The 23,436-nt window shown below is 63.1% G+C and carries 19 protein-coding genes and 1 tRNA gene; 10 read left to right on the top strand and 10 right to left on the bottom strand.

Going from position 1 to position 23,436, the window contains the following annotated elements; translation table 11 throughout:
• Positions 1–34: 34 nt before the first annotated feature.
• A complete protein-coding gene (locus tag HMPREF9237_RS09580) occupies positions 35–808 on the top strand; it encodes a hypothetical protein (protein ID WP_016442162.1) in 774 nt (257 codons plus the stop codon).
• A 67-nt stretch (positions 809–875) separates the two neighbouring features.
• Here HMPREF9237_RS09580 and HMPREF9237_RS09435 read toward each other — a convergent pair whose 3' ends face one another.
• The 3 genes from HMPREF9237_RS09435 to HMPREF9237_RS02555 form a co-directional block, all read right to left on the bottom strand.
• Entirely contained in the window at positions 876–1,088 is a 213-nt protein-coding gene (locus tag HMPREF9237_RS09435; RefSeq protein WP_016442161.1) for a hypothetical protein, read from the bottom strand.
• A gap of 50 nt (positions 1,089–1,138) precedes the next feature.
• Entirely contained in the window at positions 1,139–2,917 is a 1,779-nt protein-coding gene (locus HMPREF9237_RS02560) for an ATP-binding cassette domain-containing protein (protein WP_016442160.1), read from the bottom strand.
• Between the two features lie 196 nt (positions 2,918–3,113).
• Positions 3,114–3,374: a hypothetical protein gene (locus HMPREF9237_RS02555; protein ID WP_016442159.1), complete on the bottom strand. Its 261-nt coding sequence runs from the start codon at positions 3,372–3,374 to the stop codon at positions 3,114–3,116.
• 308 nt (positions 3,375–3,682) lie between these two features.
• On the opposite strand from HMPREF9237_RS02555, the gene HMPREF9237_RS02550 reads away from it, so the two are divergent.
• Complete coding sequence (locus HMPREF9237_RS02550; protein WP_016442158.1) at positions 3,683–5,314, top strand: RNA-binding domain-containing protein; 1,632 nt, start codon at positions 3,683–3,685, stop codon at positions 5,312–5,314.
• A 180-nt stretch (positions 5,315–5,494) separates the two neighbouring features.
• Here HMPREF9237_RS02550 and HMPREF9237_RS09430 read toward each other — a convergent pair whose 3' ends face one another.
• Entirely contained in the window at positions 5,495–6,292 is a 798-nt protein-coding gene (locus tag HMPREF9237_RS09430) for a hypothetical protein (RefSeq protein ID WP_155875786.1), read from the bottom strand.
• A 75-nt stretch (positions 6,293–6,367) separates the two neighbouring features.
• Between HMPREF9237_RS09430 and HMPREF9237_RS02540 the strand changes: the two genes are divergently transcribed.
• The 3 genes from HMPREF9237_RS02540 (at position 6,368) to HMPREF9237_RS02530 (ending at position 11,802) form a co-directional block, all read left to right on the top strand.
• Positions 6,368–9,121, top strand: a complete 2,754-nt coding sequence (locus HMPREF9237_RS02540; protein WP_016442155.1) for an HAD-IC family P-type ATPase — start codon at positions 6,368–6,370, stop codon at positions 9,119–9,121.
• A gap of 273 nt (positions 9,122–9,394) precedes the next feature.
• The gene (locus HMPREF9237_RS08820) at positions 9,395–10,438 is read left to right on the top strand and encodes a hypothetical protein (RefSeq protein ID WP_016442154.1); all 1,044 of its coding nucleotides are present in this window, start codon (positions 9,395–9,397) and stop codon (positions 10,436–10,438) included.
• A 215-nt stretch (positions 10,439–10,653) separates the two neighbouring features.
• A complete protein-coding gene (locus tag HMPREF9237_RS02530) occupies positions 10,654–11,802 on the top strand; it encodes a cation diffusion facilitator family transporter (protein WP_016442153.1) in 1,149 nt (382 codons plus the stop codon).
• A 276-nt stretch (positions 11,803–12,078) separates the two neighbouring features.
• On the opposite strand, the gene HMPREF9237_RS08815 is transcribed toward HMPREF9237_RS02530, so the two are convergent.
• The 3 genes from HMPREF9237_RS08815 to tadA all read right to left on the bottom strand — a co-directional run bounded on the left by HMPREF9237_RS08815 (position 12,079) and on the right by tadA (position 15,057).
• Positions 12,079–13,626: a bacterial Ig-like domain-containing protein gene (locus tag HMPREF9237_RS08815; RefSeq protein WP_016442152.1), complete on the bottom strand. Its 1,548-nt coding sequence runs from the start codon at positions 13,624–13,626 to the stop codon at positions 12,079–12,081.
• Between the two features lie 709 nt (positions 13,627–14,335).
• A tRNA-Ser gene (locus HMPREF9237_RS02520) sits at positions 14,336–14,424 on the bottom strand.
• A 162-nt stretch (positions 14,425–14,586) separates the two neighbouring features.
• Positions 14,587–15,057, bottom strand: a complete 471-nt coding sequence (tadA, locus tag HMPREF9237_RS02515; protein ID WP_231366653.1) for a tRNA adenosine(34) deaminase TadA — start codon at positions 15,055–15,057, stop codon at positions 14,587–14,589.
• 102 nt (positions 15,058–15,159) lie between these two features.
• Between tadA and upp the strand changes: the two genes are divergently transcribed.
• A complete protein-coding gene (gene upp / locus HMPREF9237_RS02510; RefSeq protein WP_016442150.1) occupies positions 15,160–15,798 on the top strand; it encodes a uracil phosphoribosyltransferase in 639 nt (212 codons plus the stop codon).
• A 100-nt stretch (positions 15,799–15,898) separates the two neighbouring features.
• Here the strand turns inward: upp and HMPREF9237_RS02505 are convergent, their stop codons facing one another.
• Both HMPREF9237_RS02505 and HMPREF9237_RS02500 read right to left on the bottom strand, forming a co-directional pair.
• Positions 15,899–16,723, bottom strand: coding sequence for a sulfite exporter TauE/SafE family protein (locus tag HMPREF9237_RS02505; protein ID WP_016442149.1), 825 nt, complete (start codon positions 16,721–16,723; stop codon positions 15,899–15,901).
• A 23-nt stretch (positions 16,724–16,746) separates the two neighbouring features.
• A complete protein-coding gene (locus HMPREF9237_RS02500) occupies positions 16,747–16,947 on the bottom strand; it encodes a hypothetical protein (protein ID WP_016442148.1) in 201 nt (66 codons plus the stop codon).
• 112 nt (positions 16,948–17,059) lie between these two features.
• Here HMPREF9237_RS02500 and HMPREF9237_RS02495 point away from each other — a divergent pair, with 112 nt between their 5' ends.
• Both HMPREF9237_RS02495 and HMPREF9237_RS02490 read left to right on the top strand, forming a co-directional pair.
• Positions 17,060–17,923: a DUF5926 family protein gene (locus HMPREF9237_RS02495; protein WP_016442147.1), complete on the top strand. Its 864-nt coding sequence runs from the start codon at positions 17,060–17,062 to the stop codon at positions 17,921–17,923.
• A gap of 118 nt (positions 17,924–18,041) precedes the next feature.
• Positions 18,042–18,836, top strand: coding sequence for a glycosyltransferase (locus tag HMPREF9237_RS02490; RefSeq protein WP_016442146.1), 795 nt, complete (start codon positions 18,042–18,044; stop codon positions 18,834–18,836).
• Positions 18,837–18,895: 59 nt separating this feature from the next.
• Here HMPREF9237_RS02490 and HMPREF9237_RS02485 read toward each other — a convergent pair whose 3' ends face one another.
• The gene (locus tag HMPREF9237_RS02485; protein WP_016442145.1) at positions 18,896–21,271 is read right to left on the bottom strand and encodes a hypothetical protein; all 2,376 of its coding nucleotides are present in this window, start codon (positions 21,269–21,271) and stop codon (positions 18,896–18,898) included.
• A gap of 149 nt (positions 21,272–21,420) precedes the next feature.
• On the opposite strand from HMPREF9237_RS02485, the gene pheA reads away from it, so the two are divergent.
• Positions 21,421–22,377 (top strand): prephenate dehydratase, encoded by a 957-nt coding sequence (gene pheA / locus HMPREF9237_RS02480; RefSeq protein WP_016442144.1) that lies wholly within the window; start codon positions 21,421–21,423, stop codon positions 22,375–22,377.
• A gap of 48 nt (positions 22,378–22,425) precedes the next feature.
• Positions 22,426–23,427: an aminoglycoside phosphotransferase family protein gene (locus HMPREF9237_RS02475; RefSeq protein ID WP_016442143.1), complete on the top strand. Its 1,002-nt coding sequence runs from the start codon at positions 22,426–22,428 to the stop codon at positions 23,425–23,427.
• The last annotated feature ends 9 nt before the right edge of the window (positions 23,428–23,436 follow it).

The following is a 23,436-nucleotide window of genomic DNA, read 5'->3' as shown; positions in this document are numbered from 1 at the left end:
CCGTCAATGGCCCGTTGCAGCGGTAGGATGAAGCATGGCATGGAAGAATGTGACCCGCGGCGTGGCGGGGATATGTGTAGTGTGCTTGCTGGGGGCGTGCACGAGTAGCAGCCAGACCCCCGCGGTGGGATCGCGGAGCGAGACCGGCGCGGCGTCGTCGGCATTGAAGGAAAAGGCGGGTAGCGAAGCGGACTCTGCGAGCCCGAGCTCCTCGGCAGCAGAACAGAATGCCGGCAGCGAAGATACCAGCGAGGCGATTGCCCGCGAGGCGCTGAAGTTCGTGGACGAACTCGCTGAAGCGGAGATGGGAATCATCCACTGGGACAACGCCAAGGGAGGCTCGGAGGACCTCAATTACGCGGGCGAACGGCGCATTGCGGTGACCTACTCGGGCGACGAGGCGAGTGACTACACCGTGCGCACGCAGGTACCGGACGGTACTGACGGCGGCCCCGTTTTGAAAAGCGATATGCGTTTCCTGATTGAGCATGCCGATTTTGGGCCGGCGGACCAGAGGGGCGTCTCCCACGGGAGCGTGCGCGAGGGAACCGCGGTGCCGGCAGCCGATACTCGCCTCCTCAAGGGATGCTCGGAGGGCGACGGGTGGACGATCACGCGGGGGTGGGTGGCATACAACCGGAACACCGATGTGATTGAGTCTTTCGACTTCACCATGAAAAAGCCGGGCGCCACTATTGCGGTGCGCCAGTCGGATGGATCAACGCGAGAGGAAACTTCATCTTGCACCGTGGTGTGGGACTTGGCCGCGGCGAACGGGCGGGTGATTGACAAGCCGATACCGAATTAGGCTGAATGAGGGAGCAGGGTGGGTTGAGGGAGCGCGGAATGGTGCTGCCGCTTCAGAACGGGACGGTTTAGACCAAAGTGTCAAGGAAGTCGAGGGCGTCGTGGAGGTCATCGAAAACTGCGCCGTCTTCTGGAAGCTCGCCGGCCATGATCTTCTCCGCGTGTTCAATTACTTGCTCGGTGAGTTCATTCGGTACGCATGACTCAAGTGGAGTACTTGGAGGTGCCTGGCCGCTGGCATGTGTATTGACCTGAGGAAGTATCGAATCTGGAAACTCCATTGGGGATCACCCCTTTCGCACGGTTGGGCTTGCGGTGTGCGAGATTGAGATTACCGGGTGCGGGCGGGGAGGTGAAGACCCTTAGATTCCGGAACGGTAAGACGCGAGTCCGGTAGGCGGAGGCGCGGGCCGGGCCAGTGGGTGATGAGCCAGCGGTCGTGCGTGGCGAGGATGATCGTGCCTGACCAGCGGGCCAGGGACTCCTCGAGGGCGTGCATGGCAGCCAGGTCAAGGTAGTTGGTGGGTTCGTCGATGACGAGGACAGCAGGCTTGGCCGCGAGCGCGAGGGCAAGCTGGGCGCGGCGCTGGTTACCGGCCGAAAGCTCGGGTATCGGGGTTGCCCACATAGATGGGTGCACGATGCCGGTGCCGCGCTCCCCGATGCCAGAGTTCCAGACCTCGGGAGTGAAGCCGGGATCTCCGCAGCGCGGAAGGCGTTGCGGGACGAAAGCTGACGGGCCCGCGCAGGAGAGAGTGCCGGAAGGCTGGGCGGTTGCGTGCTGCGCGGTGGCCGCGGGCGGCGCAGCGGTAGCAGGCGCGCTGAGGTGCCGAGAGTCGAGCGGAGCCGCGGCAGACGGCGGGGTGCCAGTGGCTATCCAGGTGAGGAGCGTGGATTTGCCGCTGCCGTTGGCGCCGGTGACCAGGAGGTGCTCGCCGTGGGAAAGGTCGAAGGTAACCGGGGTGAGGCGACCGGGGACCGCTGCCTCGCGAGCGGATACTGCAAGGCCGGCAGATGGGCGGGCCGAGGGTGATTCTGGCCGAGTCGCACCGGCATACTCCGGGAACGTAAAAGTGTAGCTGCGGGGTTTGCGTACTTCCCGGGTGGCGAGGGCCTCGAGTTTACGGTCGTCGTGGCGGGTGCGGCGGGTGGCCGTGCTCTGGGCGCGATCCGCGAAGAACTTCTTCGCCTTACCCTCCGCACTCGCCAAACGCACCCCACCCCGGGCAATACCACCGGATGCATAGCGATGTGCGCGCAGCTGCGTCTTTTCTTCTTGTTGGGCCAGGTAGAGCGCCCGGTAGCGCTCCTCCGCATCACGCTTGGATTCAAGATAATCCGTGTAGGTACCGCGGCATTCCCACACCCCGCACACCTCACCACTGCCTTCGGCGCAGGCCAACTGTGCCCACACGCTCATATCCATATCCACAATGAGCGTGGCAACATCCTCAATAAAAGCACGGTCATGGCTAGACATAAGCACCGGGCCCGGCCAGGAGCGCAGCATATGGCTGAGGTACGCGCTCGCCTCCGCATCCAGATGATTGGTGGGCTCGTCCAAAATAAGAACCTGCGGGCGGGCCACTAGGGTGACCGCCAAGTTCAGCCGCGCGCGCTGGCCCGGGGAGAGCGTGGCCAGCTCCCGCGAGCACCCGCTCCCGGCCAACATATCCAGGCCCAGACCAGCCAAAGCGTCGTCGGCCCTATCCTCAAGCGACCACAGGTCCAGGCGGGTGATCTCGGATAATAGCCGGTCGTATTCGGCCGCGACCGGGCCGCCCTCCCCCAGGCGTGCGCTGAGCGTTTCGAAACGGGCGAGTAGTTCCCGCGCGGGCGCGAAGGTGCTTGCGAGGAAGTGAGCGACGGTCGCGGCGGCGGCGTCGTTCGACACGGGGCTCCATGGGATGGTGCTGGCGCCGGTGCGGGTGACGGTGCCGCGTTCGGGACTGAGATGACCTGCGGCGATGCGCAGCAGGGTGGTTTTGCCGCAGCCGTTCGGGCCGATGAGGACGGCGCGGTCGGCGGCGGTGAGGCGCAGGGTGATGCGGTCGAGGAACGGGCGGGCGCTGTAGGAAAATGAAATATTGTCAAGAATGAGGGCAGGCATGGTGATCTCCTTGGACGCGGCGGGTGATGCGGGGTGCGGCGTCTCAGCTGAGCTGAGTGGGGATCACAGTGTCATCGGAACGATGGCCTCCTTTGGCGTAGGGTTGTAGTCCCGGTTACATAAGTAAATGTAGCGACGGCGCGGGCGGTGGGTCAATCACCCCGGCTGCACGGCGAGGCCTCCCGCTGCGCTTCGGCTAAGAAAAACGTTTATTGGCGCCCTGGCGAGTCATGCCGAGCACGCGGCCGATGGCGGACCAGCTTTCGCCGGATGCGCGCGCTTCTTCTACCGCGGTATCGAGTTTGCGGTTCGCGGCGTTGAGCTCGATACTTGCAAGCAAGACACGTGTGAGTGCCTGGCCGAGCGGCGCGCCAACCGTATTGGGGCCGCGGCCGCCGTCGGCTTTTTCGTAAAAATCCGCGGCGGCAAAAGCTTCTTCGCTTGCATCTTGAGTCACATTGGTAACTGTAGTTACCGCGCGGGCGGTGGGTCAATGGTTAGCGAATGGCTCGTGAATGGTGCGGCAGTGAAATGCACGCAGACTGAAAGTCTGGATGCGAGACTTACAGTTAGAGTCATAATTCACGCGATAGGTAGACTCACAGTTTCACAGTCTTAATTGATAGTCTGATGCTATTTTTCGCAGTCTGCGTGTGAGTTTTAATAGTCTCAGCGCTAATTTTAGCAGTCTAAGTAATAATCTGCGCCCCAGACTTCGATTTAGACATTGAAAACCCGCGTGACTCATAATAGTCTATGAGTGTGATGTCGAAGTTAGAAAGCGAAGAAGAGCTGCTTGCGCTTCTTGCTCGTTTGCGCCTGCACTGCGGGGATGACACGTTTTACAAGGTAAAAGCTGCACAAGGTGGCCTCCCGGAAGACCTCGGGAAAACAATCTGCGCTTTCGCTAATATGCCTGAGGGCGGTTTCATTGTTTTAGGAGTCTCGGAGCCCAATTTCGATGTTATCGGTGTTACGCGCCCCGCAGACATCGAAGCAGGCGTGGTCAGCGTTGCACAAAACGCGGTCGTCCCGGCACCATCGGTTACAACTCGAACTCTGGCAGTCAACGGCAAATCCGTTGTGGTGGCTCAGGTACACCCGCTCGCTGTCATGCACAAACCCGCCACATTCCAGGGAAGCCCTTACCTGCGCCAGGCCGATGGCGATTACGTTATGCCGGCCACCGAACAACGGATGCTGGAAGTTGCTAAGCTAACGGACCGCGAAATTGATTCGCCGGACGCACAGGTAGTGGCGGATACGAATGTACGTGACCTCAAAGCCGACCTCGTGGAGAAATATATACGTGCGTGCCGGCGCGAGGTTCGCCCATTGAGCGAAAGTACCGATGAAGAAGTGCTACGGAATACTCGTGTGGCGCGCGAGGGCCAGCTCACCCTCGCCGGACTATACGGGTTAGGTACGTTCCCCCAGGGGGCCTGCCCCGCGCTCACGGTAACCGCAGCCGTCCGGTACTCGGGCACTCGCGCGACGGTCCGAACTTCTGACTTAAAGCGATTCAACGGCCCCGTACCTGAGCTTTTCGATGCGGTAATGGACTGGATTCGCCAGAATCTCACGAGTTACCAGGCCTATCTTCCCAGCGGTGACTTACGCTCCATCCCTGAACTTCCGCTCAACGCAATTCGCGAAGCAGTGGCTAATGCTTTGGTTCACCGCGATCTCGGCCCTGACACACTCCTGGAAAAAAGCATCGATATCCGCTTGGAGCCACGAAAACTTGTTATCTCGTCCCCGGGTGGGCTCAAGTCATTGACAGTTTCCCAGTTACTGAGTGAAGAGCTCACCCGCGTGCAGGTCAACCAGCATCTGTACCGCATCGCTACTTATATGACCGACGCCGATAGGAATAACATCATTAAGGGAGAAGGCGGCGGCATCCAAACAATGCTCCGGGAAGTGAAACGGTACGGCCTGCCGGCTCCCACAATTATTGATACGGGAGTCAAAGTCACGGTAGTTTTCCCACGCCCGCAATATGTCGATGATATTAACGTGGATGCGGTTCTCGGATCTCCTACACGCATCTCACCATTCGTGGACCCGGGGCCGGTTCCTGCCGAAGTTCTCCTGCAAGAAAATACCTCGAAAGAAGTTGCTTCGCCTACCGCGAGCGGCCCACTCTTGGCGTCGCGGGATACCGATTCTTGGCTCCGCGGGCTGAGCCGGAACGCGCCCGCGATTGTGGAAACGTTGCGCGACCGCAAGGGAGCGCTTTCCACCGGAGAGCTTGCTCTACTGACGGGGCTGTCCGTCGCGCAGATCCGCTACGCCCTCAAGCCGCTCCAGGAGGAAGGGGTGATTCAGCGCGATGGCGGACAGGGCGTAAAAACCACGACATATACCCTCTGCGAGCCGTCCACGCATATGTAGAGGCCGTTCGGGTGTAGTAAAGCTGGGAACTCCGACCGCCCCAGTAGTCACACGAGTCCCAGCGAAGGCCCTATGTGCTGTCGCGCCTGTACTGCGATTGCGTTACGCGCGCAGTACAGCCGGGAAAACATATACCGCTTCTCGCCGCACCGGCCGCAGTATTTTCAACGACGACGCGCCCTAACTCGCCGGCGGCTTATCAAGGGCTGTACCGTTGACGGAGCGGAAGTCCCATACCGAACGGCATTGCGACTTTTCTTCCCCGGCGCTGGCATCCCGAAGCGTGCCTTGCGGGTTGAAATCGGGGGTTTCCACCATGTAATCCACGTACTCGATCACTCCGGTACGTCGGTTGTAACCCACACTTCCCGCTTTAATAAACCAGTCGCCATCTTGCGCGCAGGTATCCATCAGCTGGGTGCCCAGCGATGGAAGCTTCGTTCCCTCGCGCAAAATCCCCGAAACAACCCCGCGCTCATTTTCAGCACCGTAATCGGCACTGCGAATCAGCAGACGCATATCATCCTTCGATAGCGGCGCCAGGCTCGCCTTATTGGGAGGCTGCCCGTTGATGGTGTAGTCCAGCACCTTATCCCCGTCATACCGCTGCGCCAGCTCATTTACACTGAATCGCGAGGCCCAATCATCCAGCCCTGAACGATTATTGGTGCGCAGCACCCGGACCTCGAACTCCGTGATGTTATCCACCGCGCGCAGGGCTTCCGCCGTGATCGCATCCCCCGGTGCGGGCTCCGCGCCGGGCGAGCCTGCTACCTCGGGTACACTCGCCGCAGAAGACGAAGGCGCCGCACTGCTTAATGAACTTGCCGCGCTAGGTGCCGGAGCTGAGCTTGCTGAACCGGCCGCCGGTGCCGGGGTGCTGGGTGCCGGTGGCGGCGTCGTCGTACTACTACAGGAAGCGAGGGCCGCGACCGCGCAGATTCCCGCGGCGCTGCGGAAAAGATTTTTTCGTGCCATACCTCATGCTACCGCCGCACAGTCCTCAAGAAACATTCACCCGGCGTCCAGCTTCCTTGCCTAGAATCGTTTTTTATGAACGACGCCGCATCCGCGCCCGCCGCGGGAACCGCATCCGCGCAGCCGGACCACGAATCCCTCGCCCTAACCGACCCCACCACCGGGAACGAGCACGTACCCGCAAGCGACCCGGCCCGCGGGCTGAGCGCCGCGCAGGCCGCCCAGCTCGCCGCGGAAGGCAAAGCGAATACCCTGCCCGACCGCTCGGGGCGCTCGGCCGCGCAGATTGTGCGCGATAACGTTTTCACCCGCATTAATTTCATGCTAGGGGTGCTGTTCATTGCCGTGATCCTCACCGGTTCGTGGATCAATAGCGCTTTCGGCCTGCTCATTATCGCGAACTCGATTATCGGCATTATTCAGGAACTGCGCGCCAAGCACACCCTCGATTCCCTGGCCGTCATCGGCGAAGCCCATCCGCGGGTGCGCCGCGAGGGCGAAGTGCGTGAAATCGCGCGCGAAGAGGTGGTGCTGGGCGATATTATCGTGGTCGCCGCCGGCGAGCAGATCGTGGTGGACGGCGTCGTCACCGAAGCCGATTACCTCGAAGTGGACGAATCACTCCTCACCGGCGAATCCGATTCCATCCACAAGGAACCCGGCGCCGCGATGATGTCCGGCTCTTTCGTGTCCTCCGGCTCGGGCAGCTACCGCGCCACCCGCGTGGGCGCCGATGCCTACGCCGCCAAAATCACCTCTGCCGCCTCGAAATTCTCGCTCGTCGATTCCCAGCTGCAAAACGGCATCGACCGCATCCTCAAAGCCATCACCTGGGTGCTGGTGCCCGTGGGACTGCTGACGATCTGGGGGCAGATCCGCGTGGTGGGCCTGGATTGGGCTGCCATCGGCGCACACTGGCGCGATATCGTGCTGTCCGTGACCGGCGCGCTGGTGCCGATGATCCCCGAAGGCCTGGTGCTCATCACCTCGACCGCTTTCGCGCTGGGTGTGATCAGGCTCGGCCGCCTGAACGTGCTGGTCAACGAGCTGCCCGCCATCGAAGGCCTCGCGCGCGTGGATACCGTCGCCGTGGATAAAACCGGCACCCTCACCGAAAACACCCTGTGGTTCGCGGGGCTCGAGTTGGTGCCCGGTGCGGCTTCGAGCAGCGGCTCTGCTTCCGGAGGCGCGAGTTCTTGCAGCGGTTCCGGTTCCGGCACCGTGTGCGAACAGCACGACGCCGCCGCTCCCGCCGCGCGCGCTCAGGCCACCGCGCGGGAAGCCCTGGCCCAGCTGGGCGCGGCCGACCCGGCCCCGAACTCCTCCATGGAGGCCATCCAGGAAGCCCTCGGCGCGCCGGCCCAGCCGTGGGAGGTGGCCGAACGTCAGCCTTTCACCTCGGCGAAGAAATGGTCCGGGGTGAGTTTCGCCAATGGCCAGCACTGGATTATGGGCGCCCCGGATGTGCTCCTTGATCTGGCGGGTCCCGCCGGTCAGGCGGGCGCCGTCGTTCCCCATAGCAACGCGGCAGCAACGAACGCCACCGCTCCCGCGACTCCCGCGACCGCCATCAACGCAGCCCGCGAGCGCGCCGCCGCCATTGCCGCCACCGGCCAGCGCGTGCTGCTCCTGGCCCGCAGCGATACGCCGGTCACGGCCGCGAACGCGCCCGGCAACCTTGAGCCGCTTGCCTTCATTTTGCTCGACCAAAAAATCCGCCCGGACGCCTCCGATACCCTGCGTTATTTCGATTCCCAGGGTGTGGCGGTCAAAGTTATCTCCGGTGATAATGCCGCGGCGGTCGGGGCGGTGACCACGCAGCTCGGCGTCAATGTGGGCACTCCCGTGGACGCGCGCACCATCCCGGAGGCGAGCTTCGCGGAAACGATTAATGAAAATGCCGTGTTCGGGCGGGTGACCCCGGATCAGAAGCGCGCTATGGTGGCGGCGCTGCGCGGGGCGGGACACACTGTCGCGATGACGGGCGATGGCGTCAATGACGTGCTTGCCCTCAAGGATGCCGACCTGGGCATCGGCATGGGCTCCGGCACCTCCGCGACCCGCTCGGTCGCGAAAATTGTGCTCCTCGACGATAAATTCGCCTCCCTTCCGCACGTGGTGGGCGAGGGCCGGCGCGTGGTGGGAAATATCGAACGCGTGGCGCGGCTTTTCCTCACCAAAACGGTGTATTCGGCGGTGCTCGCCATCGCGGTGCTGCTGTTCGCGCTGCCCTACCCCTTCGTGCCGATTCACGTGACGATCACCGGCTGGTTCACCATCGGCATCCCGGCCTTCCTCCTCTCCCTGCCGCCAAATAACGACGCCGCCCGCCCCGGTTTCGTGCAGCGCGTCATGCGTTTCGGTTTCCCGGCGGGCCTGATTGTCGGGGTTGCGACTTTTATTACTTACGTGATGTTGTACGACGGCGCAGCTAGCTCGGCATATGCGACTCAGGTGTCCACCGCGACTCTTCTAACGATGATTATTGCCTCCTCGTGGGTGCTCGTTGTGGTGGCCCGGCCCTATGTCTGGTGGAAGATTCTGCTGATTTTGCTGCCGCTGCTCGGGTACGGGGTGATTTTCCTCTGGCCGTTCACGCAGCGCATCTTCATGCTGGATTCCTCCAATACCGGGGCGATGGCCCTGGGTACGCTGGTGGGGCTGATCGGGGCGGCGCTGATTGAGGCACTGTGGTGGTTCTTGGGGCTGCGCTTCGGGGAGCCGGCTCGGCTGTGGCAAAGCGCGGAGCAGCGGGCCGCGCAGCGCACCCAGGCTGAGCTGCGCAAGAAGGCCACCGCGGAACGGCGCGCAGCGGACACGGCAAAATAGCGCGGGCGCGGGCGCGGGCGCGAAGTAGCGGGTGTTTCTCTGCTGGCCGAAAGGTGCTGAGCTTGGCAAACACGAAACTTGCTTGCCGCTCCCGGCTGCGCTCTGATTGAATGATTGTGGCTTGGCCCGTGTAGCCGAGCGCTCCGGTGTGTCCGGTAGCGTGCGGAAAGCGGCCAGGTACCTGTCATATCGGGGGCGTTTTCGCCGGTTACCGTGCGTTGTTTATCGCGCGGGGTTACCGCGCACCGCTCCCGCGCATCGTTAGGATTTATCGTGAGCGAAGAAGACGCAACCCGGTCGCCGCAGGGCGGCGAACCCACCCGAGCTTTCCCTCCGCACGGCTCCGAGAACACCACCCCCTCCTCTCCTTCGGCCGATTATCCCACCCAGGCTTACGCCGCTAACCCCGGTACCTACCCCGGGCCGGGCCACTACGGCGCCGGGCAGGGAAACCAGCACGGCAGCGCCGGATATCCGGGTGCCCAGGCAGGGCCCGGCAGCCAGTACCCCGGCCAGGCCGGCTACCCGCAGCAAGGCAATTATCCGGGTCAGGCCCCGCAATATGGCTCCGGCCAGGCTGGACAGTACGGCGGCCCGGGTTACCCCGGCGGGCAATACGGTGCTGGCCAGGGCGGGCAATACGGTGCTCCCGGCTACCCGAGCGGTCCGGGTAATCAATATCCCGGTGGCGGCCCGAACGGCCCGAACGGCCCGCGCGGTGCTTACCCGGCCGGATACGGCCAGCAGCCCAAGCAAAGCAAAACCGGGCTTTTTGTTGGAATTGGCGTGGGTATAGTTGCGCTAATCGCGCTGGTTGTTGGCCTCATTTTCTTCCTCAACCGGGATAAGGCCAGCGATGATGCGCAGCCCGATCCCAGCTCGGCGCCTTCGATCAGTGCACCCGCCACGCCGGACGGCACCGCCGCACCGGAAACCAGCAAGGCTCCCATCTTGGATTCACCCACCACGCCCGCCCCCGCGCCGTCCGGCAACTCTGGCGACTCAGCGGGCAAGGACGGCAAGGACGGGCTGACCTACACCTATCCTCCGGAGAAAATCGGGGCCCTCTTCGATACCTTCCTTAAGGACCCGACCTTCACCGAGGCCTTCGGCAAACCCGAACGCGATGACGCCGGAGCCTGCATTGGCAATGCCGCGCAGGGCAAGCTATCCGACCAGTTCATTGATGTCCTCGAGCGTGCCAGCAAGGGTGATATCACAGCCGGCAACGAAATTGAGGACCCTAAGTTCATGAACGACCTCCTCAACTTCATCCTCATCATGGACTCCTGCGGAGTGAATATCACGATGCAATAGGATCCTTCGCCGGCATACGTCAGTTCACTGTAATTCACCCGGGCACCGATTCCCCTCGAGGAATGAGTGCCCGGGTGCTTTATCTCCCGGCACACCTCAATGCGTATTATGCACGTGGCCGCATAGGCGCCGTCGTACATGCTCCGCATCACAGGCCGCACCCTGCCACAAACTCGACCGGGCAGGTACACTCAGAGCCCCAAGGAGGTTATGTTATGCATAATAATAATTATTATCATTGCGAGCACGGCGACCACGCCGGCGGGCAATGCACCTGCGCCCAGCGCAGTTCCAACACCTCCTCTGCATCGGCGTCAGAGGAGAGCAATCTATCCGAGGAGGATGGGGAATCATTTAACGAGGACGGCGACGACGGCCACCTCTGCCGTCTGGCTCGCACCCCCGCTGCGGTAGCTCCCGCGGCCGGCCACGAGCATGCCAGCGGGCACGACCACGGGCCCGGGCATGTGCACGGTGCCGGGGCGCAACGCGGGCGCATCGCCTGGGCGCTCGGTATTACGTTCTCCATCCTCATAGCCGAGGTGATCGGAGCATTCTGGCTCGGCTCGCTGGCCCTCCTTGTGGACGCCGGCCATATGCTCACCGATAGCGCCGGTCTGGTCATGGCGCTGGTGGCCGCTCACCTCACCACCAAACCCGCCACCAACCGCCGCACCTGGGGATATGCCCGGGCGGAGATTATTTCCGCGTGTTTACAGGCGACGCTGCTCCTCGGGGTGGGTATTTTCGTCATTATCGAAGCGATCAAACGCCTCACCGACCCACCGGAGATGCCTGCCGCGCCCCTGCTGATTTTCGGCATTATCGGCCTGCTCGGCAATATCGCTTCCATGCTGATTCTGTTCACCGGGCGCGGTGCCAGTCTCAATATGAAGGCCGCCTTCCTGGAGGTCTGCAATGACGCGCTCGGTTCGGTCGCGGTGATCGTGGCTGCGGCGTCGATCTACTTCACCGGCTGGGGCGGCGCGGATGCGATTGCCGCGATCCTCATCGGGATTCTTATTATTCCGCGGGCGCTGCGGATTCTGTCCACCGCGCTCAACGTGCTGATGGAGGCGACGCCGCAAGGCCTCGACCTGGACGACGTGCGCCGGCACATGGAAAATCTGCCGCACGTGATTCGGGTGCACGATATGCATGCGACGACGGTCGCCACCGGGCTACCAGTGCTGAGCGCTCACGTGGTAGTTGAGGATGAGTGCTTCTTCGACGGGCACGCCCCGCGGATCCTTGACCAGCTCCAGCAGTGCGTTGCGGAGCATTTCCCGGTCAAGGTGGAGCATTCCACTTTCCAGCTTGAGCCGGCCGAGCACAGCAAATGTGAGTATGTGCCGCACGGGTAGAGAGTGGAGCTAGGTCGGAGGTAGCGCTGGGCCGCGGGCTTGCGGGCTGCGAGTAGCTCTCAGACGCGGGTAGCGCCAAGCGCGGGTAACGCACTAGCCGAGGTCGTTCTCAGACGCGAACACGACCGAAAGTAACCGCAGGCAGCCGACAACCGCAGGCAAAGTGTGGGGCACCTCAATCGAGATGCCCCCACACGTGTGCGTTCACCGATGCGCTCAGCTGGCAGGCTAGTGCGTTAACGGGCTAGCGAGCCAGGAAAGTAACGCGGCAGCGCTCTATGCATTCTTGCGGCGAGTTGCCACCAGGGCCCCACCTACCAAAATAAGCACACTCCCCAGAGCGAAGGGCGCAGCCGCTTCACTACCGGTGTGGGCGAGGGTGCGACCAGCGGTCGTCGCTACCGCGCCCGGTTTGCCAGGCGCAGCGGTTGCGCCGGGCTGGCCCGGTTTACCGGGCGTGCCGCTTGCGCCTGGCTGACCCGGTTTACCGGGCGTGCCGGGCTGGCCCGGTGTACCGGGTTGAGCTGGTTGTTCAGGCTCACCGGGCGCCGGCGTTTCCGGCCCGGGCTGCGGCTCCGGCTTCGGCTCCGGCTTCGGCTTGACGGTCAGCTTCGCTGTCCGAGTTACCGTGGCACCCTTCTCATCGGTAACCGTGAAGCTCAGATCATAGGTGCCCGGGGTATTCGGGTCGTAGTTATTATCCGGGCTGGGCACAGCCGTACCGCTGGAAGACACCACCATATCCGCAGGATCGAAGGGATCGCCGGCCTTGATTTCCATATTCTTGAGCGTGAGCTCCGGGGCGGGAATGAGCGGAGTCCAGCGCTTCTTCACGATGAGCTTCGCGGTGCGGGTGACCGTGCCACCCTTGCTGTCCTTCGCCGTGAAAGTAATGTGGTATTCGCCGGCCTGCTGGTTGTCATAATCACCCGTGGGTGTCACCGAGCCGCCATTCGCCGGATCGGTCAGGTCCTTACCGGCAAAATCCGTTGCGGAAACGACCATATCGGAAGGCGTAAATGCCTCACCTTCCCAGATCTCAATGTTCTTCACTTCGAGGGCAGGCTCCTTGGCCCACGCTGCGGTCAGGTTAACCACGTTTTGCCGGCGGTGTCCGAGGATCCGATTCGGGTCGATTTCATCGAAGCGGTAGGGGTTATCTACCGTGTAAACGTGGTACTTGTAGGGCGGTTCGGCCACTGGGATATTGAGGGTACTCTTCCCAATCCAGCCCAGGAAAGTGTAGCCATCGCGCACCGGATCCGTGGGCTTGTATACCGTGCCGTGCGGGGTGATGAACATGCTGTAGAACGAGCCATCCGGGGCCTGCCGCAGCGCATCGGTCGGCACTTTATCCGTCCAGGTACCACCGTTGAGGTCATACGTCGCGTAGTTGAACTGCTCGTACGAGATCTGCTGGAAATAAATATTCTCGGTCGGTTTCAGGCCCTTCGCGTGGTAGGTGAGGACGGCGTCTTTCCCACTCCCGGTCACGCTCTGCTCTAGATTATCGGGATAGAGCAGATCCGAACCCGTGCTGGTAATCTTCCAACCCGGCTGCATGACGATTTTTCCGTTGAGTACCCAGCCCGCCGGAATTCGCTTGAAATTCCATTTATTGGCCGGGTCGCTCGGATAGGTAATACTTTCCGATGGGTTGTTCGGGTTGTGCGCGGTGAATTCGAATTTTTGTATTTTGTCACCGATCACGTAGTTAAAATCAACAGATTGAGGCGCTGCCTCAGCCCGAAGGGGTTGCCCAACGGCGACCATCGCAATAGCAGCGATCACCGCCAGCAACCTCGAAAGGTTTCGCGCGAGCATGTGGTGTTTCCTTACCTTAGATGAGTGATGAGTAAACTCAACTCAAGTAAATCATATTTGGAGAGTTTATTCTCAAGTCATTCAACATTTACCCAGGTCATGACCGCGCGTTTGAGCATCTTCACAAAATTTTCACACGGCATACGTTTACGTAGAATAAATAATATTTTGCAGATTTTTGGAGCACTTGCGTTTGTGTTGCAATCGCGCGCGGTACGACGGCGCAACTATCGGCGACGGCGCAGCTATCGGCCATCACAAACCCCAACAGTCACACCAGCACCTGGAGAGGGGGCATGTGTTGTCAGAGCTGTACTTCGCATGTACAACATCCGCAGTACACCCCGGAAAAAGTACGCCACCTCCCGCCGGCGCGGGCTGAAGTGAGTCATTCTCCAACTTCAAGGCTGCAAAACGTGCATTTCGGACTGTTAGGGGCACAGAATGTACGCCACGGACATTAAACAGCCGAAAAACTGTCACCCACGTACATTCTGTTATTCGGCTCGGCCCCTAGCCTCCTCGAAGTGTGCATTACAGACAATGCATCCCACGTAGTGTGCGTAAGAGACATGAAATCGCCCCAAAACGGTACTCTCACGCACACTTCGCTGTGGACCTGCTGTTGAACCTTCACCCACACCACCGCGCGGTGGGCAGAGACGCGAAAACCCGCGTCACAGGCGGACCTATGACGCGGGACATCACATGGCGGTGGCGGCGGGATTTGAACCCGCGGTAGCTATTAACTACACATCATTTCGAGTGATGCACCTTCGGCCGCTCGGACACGCCACCGCAGAATAGATTACACGGCACACCCCGAATTTACCTAATCAATGCGGAGCACATCACGTTAAGGCTTCGAGGCACCGCGTCAATGCTGAAATACCGCAGCCTTAGCACCGGACCAGTTTCGCGGTACTCGCCACCGCATATGCGCAACGCCGCCCCGTACGCTCACCCGCGGAAGAACTTCCGTAGCTGCGCGGAGGTCTCCTCTTCCAATACTCCCCCGATTACCTCGATGCGGTGATTGAGGCGCGGATCGCGCACCACGTCGCGCAGCGAGCCAGCCGCCCCCGCTTTCTCATCCCAGGCACCGAAGATAAGCCGCCGGATCCGGGCACCGACCATGGCCCCGGCACACATTGTGCACGGTTCCAACGTGACGTAGATGTCGGCGTCGTCCAAACGCCACCGCCCGAGCACCGCACCGGCCGCGCGCAGCGCCATGATTTCCGCGTGCCCGGCCGGATCGTGTTCGCGTTCGCGGGTATTCCAGCCGCGCGCCACCACGGCGCCGTCCACCACCACGAGCGCACCGACCGGCACATCCCCGCCCGCCGCGGCCCGCGCCGCGAGCTCCATCGCTTCGCGCATGAATAGCTTTTCCGCCGCGCGCATATCGCCCCGCTCGTCTCCCCGCATAGTTCCATTGTGTCACGAGCCTGAAAGCGCGCCGTCTGTGTCACGAGCCTCAAGCTGAGCCGCCCGCGCGCGTCGCCCGCCGGGTACCGCTATCCTTAAAGCATGCACATCCTCGAAATTGACCACCCTCTGGTCGCGCATAAACTCTCTGTCCTCCGTGATGAAACCACTCCGTCGGCAATTTTCCGGCAGCTAACCGAGGAGCTCGTGACTCTCCTCGCGTATGAAGCCACCCGGAATGTGGCGGTGCATGAAGTAACGGTCACCACCCCGGTGGCCACCACAACCGGTGTGAAACTGGCCCGCCCGGCACCCATCGTCGTTCCGATTTTGCGGGCCGGCCTGGGCATGCTGGAAGGAATGACGAAACTCCTTCCCACCGCTGAAGTTGGCTTCCTCGGCCTGCGCCGCGATGAGGAAACTCTCGAGGCCGTGACTTACGCTAACCGCCTCCCGGATGATCTGACCGGGAGGCAGTGTTTTGTTCTTGATCCGATGCTGGCCACCGGTCACACCATCCACGAATCCATCAACTACCTGCTCGAACGCGGGGCGCGTGATGTTACCTGCGTGTGCCTGCTGGCCACTCCGCAGGGCCTGGAGGAAGTAAAATCGCATCTGCCCGCGGATGCGGATGTCAAGATCGTTGTCGCCTCCATTGATGAGGGTCTCAACGAGAAGGCCTACATCGTGCCGGGTCTGGGCGATGCCGGCGATCGCCTGTACGGCGTCGTCGACTAAAACGCCAGAACCACGCGGGTGAGCGCCGTTTACGCGGTGAACAGTGCTCACCCGCTCCGGTTTTAAGAACGACGACGCCGCCTCCCGGCCCGCGCCCCACTTAGAGGAGCTCGCTGGCCAGGGTGCCGGCCGCTACCGCGAGAAGCAGCACGCCAAAGAGGATGGTGGCGATGCGATCGGGAATGTGCCGGCCGGCAGCTTCCCCGCCGACGCTTCCCAGCGCCGAACCTGCGGTGAACAGGGCGACGACCACCCAGTCCACGCTGAGGCCGGCCGTGAATTGCGGGATGCGGCCGAGCCCGGCCACCACCATATTGATGCTCATGACGAGCAGCGAGGTGGCGCTCGCGTAGCGGGCGGGCATGCGCAGCAGCAAGATGAGGGCGGGAACCACTACGAAGCCGCCACCCACCCCGAAGAAGCCGGAGAGCGCTCCCGCGCCGAAGGCACCCACAACGGTGATGAGGTAGGTGCGCCCGTGCGGTGCGGGGGCAGGCGGGTTTTCCGATGCGGTCGGATTTCCCGGCACGTCCGAATTCTCCGGCGCGGTGCCCGAGCGTGATTCGCCGCTTGACCGCACCGCCCTCCAGAACATGCTCAGCGCCACCACCACGAGGAGCACGCTCAGCGACCACACGAGAATGCGCCCGGATACCGCGCCGGCTAAGAAAGCACCCGCCAGGGTTCCCGGGATGCCTACCAGGGCGAAGACGAGGCCGGTTCCCCAGCGCACGCGCCGGGCCAGCGCCGCGGAGATCATGCCAACAAGCGAGGTCACCCCTACGATAATGATGGATTCGGCAGAAGCTTGGTGTGCGCTATGTCCGAAAACGGTGAGGAGAATGGGGATGGTCAGGATCCCGCCGCCAGCCCCGAGCAGGCCAACAACGAAACCGACAGCAATTCCAACTCCGCAGGCAAGCACAGCGTCACTCTATCGCAGCGCCCTTAGTCGCGATTCGACCACCAGCGCCAGATGATGACAGCAATACCCACCGCTACCGCGGCGATTCCCACCCAGCGGATGATGGACACGGCCGTCGGATCCGCGGCGGGTGCGGCGAGGAGCTCGCCCGCCAGGGGCGCGGTGAGGGCCGGAGATGCGGTGAAGCCGGCAAGCTGCGGCGTCGTCGTTATGAGCAGATCCATAACGCAACTCTAACGTGACCATCGCCCGCGGGCCGCATCTCACGTAGAATCTCGAGGGTACAAACGGCGGCGATGCCGCAGGGCACGCACAGCAGCGAGGATACGAGGACTTATGGCTAAGAAGAACCGCAAGAAGGATTCGGCAACCCCGAAGAAGAAGCGTGCAATTATTCCTTTTGTTGAGCGGCCTTTTGAGGGGCTGGATGCCGAGGCGGAGCTGGTGGCGATGCGCGATCTACTGCCGCTGGCAACCATGACCGTAACCCTCACGGAGGAATACGGCAGCGAAAAGGTTATTTTTGGCACGCTGCTGCCGAATATGGTCGGTGCGCTGCGACGCGCGGACGGCCAGCTCCTGGTCGCGATGCAGACGGTTATGAATTCCGGTGATGCTTCTTTGGATATTGCCACGCGGGTGCTCGCCGGTCTGGAGCTCAAGCCGGGCGAAAGCTACCCGGGCGGCACGCAGCCGGAGGCCGGCTCTCCGCGCTTGCAGGATATTGTGGCCTCGTTCTCCGAACTGGAACTGCAAGAAGATCCGGCTTTCTGGATGACGGACGAGGAAGCCGCCACTCCCGAATCGCAGGCGGCCTTGCGCGATGCCCGCGCGGATATGGTGCCCGCGGCGCGCATCGCATCCGTAAACGGCGCTTACTGGTGCCGGATGTCGCGCGAGTTTTTGCGCTGGGTGCGCCCCGAGCCGCGCGATGCGGTGCTGGACGGTTTGGCACGCTTGCGCGTCTCCGGCGAGGAGCGTTGGGACGACGACGCCCGCTTCATCGGTGCGTTCCGCGCCTACGGATTGTCGGTCCCGGTGTGGGAATTGGCGCGCGGCACCGAAGCGGAGGAATTGGAGGAGCCGCTGGCGAAGTTCGCGGAGAAGCTGAGTGCGGCTATTGCGTCGACCGAGCCACTCACCGCGGAAGAAAAGCGAGCCCGCTCCGGCCTGGTTTCCCGCCAGGTGACCTTGCGCTAAGCGGCGTGGGCGCACTCCGGCTGAGCTGCCTTACGCTCAGCCGGCCCTCTTTAGTGAACTTCCACTAGTTTATAGAAACAGTAAGCAAAGCCCCCACTTTTCCCTATACACTTATGGGGTGAGTAAAGTCGGTCAGGTCGCGGTGGTCGTGCCCGCGAAGGACGAGGAGCAGTACGTGGGGCGTACTGTGCGCGCAGCGTACGCGCTTCCGGGTGTGGACCTCGTGGTAGTGGTTGACGATGGGTCGGCTGACGAAACCCAAGCTATTGCCCGCGCGTCCGGGGCTACGGTGGTGCGCCATTCCGTGAATCGCGGAAAGGCGTCCGCGATGGAGACCGGGGCGAAGGTGGTCCGCATGCGTGATGTCGAGGGCCGCCCGCCTCGCCATTTACTTTTCCTTGACGCCGACCTGGGTGATTCGGCTATTGAGTGCGCTCCTCTTATCGCACCGGTTGTTGACGGCACGGTTGATTGTGCGATTGCGGCTTTGCCTCCGCAGGAGGGTGCGGGGGGCCACGGTTTTGTGACTCGTTTGGGGCGCCGTGCGATTGAGCGGGCTACGGGTTGGTCTCCGCTTCAGCCGTTATCCGGGCAGCGCTGCATGACTGCGGCGGCGTTTGATGCGGCCCGTCCCCTGGCGAAGGGTTGGGGTGTTGAGGTGGGGATGACCATCGATATGCTGGTGGCTGGCCTGACTCTCCAGGAGATTCCGTGCGATATTCGCCATCGCGCCACCGGGAATGATGTGGCTGGGACGTTGCACCGGGCCGGGCAGTACCGTGATGTTTTCCGTGCGGTGTGGTCACGCCGCTTCCACGGTGTTAAGGTGCCCGCGGAGTCTCGTGCTTCGACCGGTTCCAGCGGCGCCGAGCATTTCGCTCCTTATCGCGCGCTGGTGTTGGAGCATTCCTGAGTGCTCGTCTCTCCGTCCTCCGCAATATAAATCTCGCGATTTTTCTTTCCGGCTGGCTCTTATCTGCCAGCCGGTTTTTCTTGTGGTTTTTGGATGGTATACGTGCTGGCGCGTTCCTCCAAGGGACTTTCGCCGGCCCGCATGAGCCCGAGGGCGAAGGTGGGGGCGAGTAGCGCGACTCCGACTCCGAGGATAACCAGGCCGGAGTCGTTAATAAGGGAGGCGTAGCCGAGGGCGAGGAAGCCGGCGGCAGCCGCAGCGGCCAGGTGCGGATGGTCCGTCACGCGCGCATGTACCTGCGCGGTTGCTGGCCGGGCCCGCAGATCCCAGCGCCCCGAGGTCACGAGCCACACCACCACACATACTCCCGCGAGAAGGGTTGCGCCTAGCGCGCCGGCCACCAGGGGCGGCAGGCCGAAGCATGCTTGGGATAGTTTTCGGGCGACGACGGCGCCCGCCCCGCCGTGTTCCACCCTGCCTACAAAGTTGCCCAGGTGGGTGGTGGATCCCACGGCGCGGTCAAGCATAGCCAGGCCGGCCGAAACAGCTACCCCGGCTATGGCCGCGAGCGCGGTATGCCACCAGGTCCAGCGTTTTCCCCAGGTGTGCCAGGTGAGGTAGGCGAAGCCGAGGGTGAGGGCCGGTGGCCCGCCGGCATCCGCACCGAAAACAGGAAGCCCATCCAGGGCGATGGCGCACGCACCCACCGCGAGTACAGCGAAGCCAGCTATACGGGCGGCCCGGGTATTGGGGGCGGCCAAGCCACCGGCGCCACGTATCCGTGCAGCGAGGGTGGCGGCTGCGGCAAGCGCGCCTACAGCGAAGATGGCGAAGACCGAGTTATTGAAACCGAAGAACCGCCCGGCAACGGTGGGGAGGGAGCCCATAACCGAGGTGTTGGCGAGGGAGTATCCCCCACCAAAAGTGCTGACGAGTACGTCCGCCGCGATTACGGTGGCGCTGAGTGTTCCCAGCCGTGCCAGCGGAGCGGCGATCCAGCGCTCCCCTGCGGGGGTACGGCGGCGCGGCCCGGCTAGCGCCCAGGTGGCGAGGAGCGCAGCGAGGACGGCTAGGCTGCTCCACCACCCGAGTAGCGGGCGGGAGAAGGTCCACCACGGAATAATCCCGATGAGGAGTGCGCTCACGGGCAGGGCCGCGAGCCAGGCCAAGAGTTGGGCGAAACCGGTGGGCCGGGCACGGCGGGCCGCGGCCCGGGTAAGGTGCGCAGGTGCGGTAACAGCCTGCGAAACTGAGGTCCCGGCAGAACTTCCAGCAGCCGCTGCCACCATTGCGGGTGGGAAGCGGGAAAAGCGGACGAGGTGGGCGGCAATGATGCCAAAGCACACCAGCCCGAGGCCGGCGAGGAGGAGATAGAACTGCGGGCTCAACTGTGCAGTGAAATCTGCGCGCAGTGCTTGCCCGTGCAGGGTGGCGCTGGCCGTGGCCAGCGTGGTTTTCCCTCCGTTATCTACCGTGAGCGGCGCAGGGGTGCCGGTGTGCCAGGCGAGCACGCTGGGCGCCAGGTCAATGAGCTGAACGAGGCCAGTGGTGCGGGTAGTTGTGGAGCGAGCGAGCGCCTTTGTTTCGCTCGGCTCCAGCAGTGCGAAGAAGCCAAGTTCGGCCCGCTCGGCACGGTCGGCCACAGTGGTGATGATGATGCGGGCCTGCGGTTGGTGTGCGGTAACAAGCGCGATGATTTCCCCGAGGCGTTCATCGAGCCCGGCCAAGCTCCCGGCGGGGGCATTCTCCGCATTAGCGCTTCCCGTATCAGAGGTTTCCGAATCGGCGTTCGCTACATCAATGCCTCCCGCATCAATGACGGTGAGGTCCCGCCCGGCGAGCACCGATCCATCCGCTAGGGCATCCGCGAGATCACGGTAGGCGATGCGCGATTCCTCCTGACGGTTGAGGGCGAGGGCAGCGCCCGGCCCCACCGCGAGCACCTTTTCCGGAGCCGTGGCCTGCGCGAGCGCACCCATCACCACGGGGTAGTGGGCAGCGCTGCTTTCTTCACTTATCTGCTCCGCATCGCGCACCGCACCATCCTGGGTAACCAGGGATTTTGGCGCTACACAGCTGCTGCCGGCAGGAGTGACCGCCGCGCGGGCACCGGCCCCGAGGCTCACCCAGCCATCCGCCGCGCAGGTGGTGGGCGCGGCCGTGCGCACGGAAATATTGGCGAGGGCCGCGCCATAGCCCGAACCTGCCAACGCCGCGCTGAGCCGCGGGGTGCTTTCCTCACCGACATCTGCCCAGCGCAGCCCGGCCACCCCGATCATCACCGTGGGCCGCACCTGATCTGGTGCCGCTTGCGCTGCCGGTGCCGCACTCAGCGTGACCCCGAAAGCCACCGCCACAACGGCAAGCACAGCCGCCCAGAGCCCGGCCAGCCGCATCACGCGCTTGCCGTGCCTATTACCGTGAGAAATCCGCATGGGAACAGCCTACTCGGGGCTTACGACACTTTCGGACGCCCCGAACGCCCCACTCCGGGGCGGGATACAATAACCAGGCGACAGCGCGGGCAGGTGCACCGCCGCCCAGCTGCGCCGTCGTACTATTTCTCCACGCACGAAAGGACACCATGCAATCCTCGCCCGCTACCGAACCGGTCCGCTATTCTTTCCTCGGCCCGCGCGGCACGTTTTGCTTTGCCGCTTTGCAGCAGGTAGCCAGCGAGGACACCGCCACCTTCGTGCCCGCCGTGGACGTTCCCTCAGCGCTGCGGATGGTGCGCGCCGGGCAAACTGACGCTGCCGTGGTGCCCATCGAAAATTCGGTGGAGGGCGGAGTTAATGCCACTCTCGATTCGCTCACCGCCGGGTCGCCGCTGGAAATTCGCGGGGAAATGCTGGTTCCTATCGCATTCTCGCTGGCGGTGCGGCCCGGCACGCACGCTGCGGATATTCGCCGGGTCGCCACCCATCCGCATGCCTGGGCACAGTGCCGTACCTGGATCGCCGAGCACCTGACAGACGCCGTGCATGTGCCGGCTACCTCCACGGCCGCCGCCGCGCGCGAACTGGCTGAGAACCCGGATGCGGATTTTGATGCCGCGATTTGTGCGGTACCCACCACTGGTGTGTACGGGCTCGTCTCGCTGTCCGATGAAATCGCCGATAACCGCAATGCCGTCACGCGCTTCATTAAAGTGAGTAAGCCCGGGGAGATTCCCCCGGCGACGGGTTCGGATAAAACAACGCTCATGGTGCGGCTGGCCTCGGAAAAGCCCGGGGCGCTGCTGGAAATGCTGCAACAATTCGCCGCGGTCGGTGTCAATTTATCGCGGATTGAATCGCGTCCGGCCGGCGATCAGCTGGGTCGCTACGCCTTCTCACTGGATGCCGAAGGCCATATTCACGACGAGCGGGTGCAGGCCGCGCTGGTCGGACTGCATCGCATCTGCCCGGAGGTGACCTTCCTGGGTAGTTACGCGCGCGCGGACGGCCACGCCACTCGCCTGCACGCCGGGACTTCCGACGAAGATTTCGGTGCCGCACGCACCTGGGTCGCATCGCTGCTCAGCCGGGTAACGCGCTAGGGGTCCGGTACACGGTACCGGTCTTCATCAAGAATCATCGAGTCGCCCATGGATCAGCTGCGAACACCGCTCACGTTGAGAGCACTGCTTACCGAGCGGCAGTATGCGGGGTTTACGGCCGCGTGGGCGGAACTGCGCGGGGGCTCGCTCAGCGGTGAATCGTTGCCTGAAACTTCACCCGGCCCGGTGCTCGGCGACTCTCTGATCGGTCCGGACGCACTGCGGGTGCGGGATCTTTCCTGGCCGGAACGCGAGAGCACTGTTCTCCACCTCAGCAGCCCCGGGGTGTCCTGGATTCTCAAAACCGCTGGGAACACTGCTTACAGCGTGGGGCGCGAAGCTCGCGCACGCGCGTGGACCGGCCCTTTGGAGGCGCGCGGAACCGTGGCTCGCTTGCTCTGGTACGACGACGCCGCTCCTCTCACCATCCTCGACTATCTACCCGGATGTGACGTTCTGGGTAGCCCGTGGGAATTCTCGCCACGGGTGTATCACCAGGCCGGAGCCGCCCTCGCGCTCCTCCACCGGGCGGGAGCTCGCCAAGATCACGGTTTCACCAAGGGTGCCCTTACCCGCACCCGGGCGCGGATCACGGAGATTCGCACGCTCGCGCCGGGAGGCGCACTGCCCGCTGCTGTGGATGAGAAGCTCGCCGAAGCGGAGGATTTTCTGGCGAGTTACCGGCCGGGCAGCGTCGTCGTACATCCCACGCACGGGGATTGGCAGGCCCGCAATTGGTTGTGGGATGAGCCCGCCGGCCAGCTGCGGATCATTGATTTTGGGCGCTTCGGGTGGCGGCCGGCCGCCGCGGACTTCCTCGAGCTGCACGATCTCTGGCACACACATCCGGAACTGGAAGAGGCCGCGGCACGCGGCTATCGGGAAGCCGGAGGAGACTGGCCCGCGGGGAGCGAAGTTGGCAGCGGCGAGCGCGGGAATGGCGGTGCGGGTGATACCGAGCGGCTTTTAAGAGTGGCGCGCGCCGTCGGCCATATGTGGCATCGCACCACAACGGCCCGCCGGATCGCGAGCGCGCCCGCCGCGCGCTAAGCTGGATCC

Source organism: Actinotignum schaalii FB123-CNA-2 (assembly GCF_000411135.1).
Taxonomy (GTDB): domain Bacteria; phylum Actinomycetota; class Actinomycetes; order Actinomycetales; family Actinomycetaceae; genus Actinotignum; species Actinotignum schaalii_A.
The sequence above is the reverse complement of the archived record's forward strand: the minus strand, read 5'-3'. Positions and strand labels throughout refer to the sequence as shown.

What these genes read in the sequence shown, in the direction of transcription:
- HMPREF9237_RS09435 (WP_016442161.1), bottom strand. Translation starts at nt 1,088, where the DNA reads ATGGAGTTTCCAGATTCGATACTTCCTCAGGTCAATACACATGCCAGC.
- HMPREF9237_RS08815 (WP_016442152.1), bottom strand. Translation starts at nt 13,626, where the DNA reads ATGCTCGCGCGAAACCTTTCGAGGTTGCTGGCGGTGATCGCTGCTATT.
- HMPREF9237_RS02530 (WP_016442153.1), top strand. Translation starts at nt 10,654, where the DNA reads ATGCATAATAATAATTATTATCATTGCGAGCACGGCGACCACGCCGGC.
- pheA (WP_016442144.1), top strand. Translation starts at nt 21,421, where the DNA reads ATGCAATCCTCGCCCGCTACCGAACCGGTCCGCTATTCTTTCCTCGGC.
- upp (WP_016442150.1), top strand. Translation starts at nt 15,160, where the DNA reads ATGCACATCCTCGAAATTGACCACCCTCTGGTCGCGCATAAACTCTCT.
- HMPREF9237_RS02495 (WP_016442147.1), top strand. Translation starts at nt 17,060, where the DNA reads ATGGCTAAGAAGAACCGCAAGAAGGATTCGGCAACCCCGAAGAAGAAG.
- HMPREF9237_RS02475 (WP_016442143.1), top strand. Translation starts at nt 22,426, where the DNA reads ATGGATCAGCTGCGAACACCGCTCACGTTGAGAGCACTGCTTACCGAG.
- HMPREF9237_RS09430 (WP_155875786.1), bottom strand. Translation starts at nt 6,292, where the DNA reads ATGGCACGAAAAAATCTTTTCCGCAGCGCCGCGGGAATCTGCGCGGTC.
- HMPREF9237_RS02550 (WP_016442158.1), top strand. Translation starts at nt 3,683, where the DNA reads ATGTCGAAGTTAGAAAGCGAAGAAGAGCTGCTTGCGCTTCTTGCTCGT.
- HMPREF9237_RS02560 (WP_016442160.1), bottom strand. Translation starts at nt 2,917, where the DNA reads ATGCCTGCCCTCATTCTTGACAATATTTCATTTTCCTACAGCGCCCGC.
- tadA (WP_231366653.1), bottom strand. Translation starts at nt 15,057, where the DNA reads ATGCGGGGAGACGAGCGGGGCGATATGCGCGCGGCGGAAAAGCTATTC.
- HMPREF9237_RS02485 (WP_016442145.1), bottom strand. Translation starts at nt 21,271, where the DNA reads ATGCGGATTTCTCACGGTAATAGGCACGGCAAGCGCGTGATGCGGCTG.
- HMPREF9237_RS02500 (WP_016442148.1), bottom strand. Translation starts at nt 16,947, where the DNA reads ATGGATCTGCTCATAACGACGACGCCGCAGCTTGCCGGCTTCACCGCA.
- HMPREF9237_RS02540 (WP_016442155.1), top strand. Translation starts at nt 6,368, where the DNA reads ATGAACGACGCCGCATCCGCGCCCGCCGCGGGAACCGCATCCGCGCAG.
- HMPREF9237_RS09580 (WP_016442162.1), top strand. Translation starts at nt 35, where the DNA reads ATGGCATGGAAGAATGTGACCCGCGGCGTGGCGGGGATATGTGTAGTG.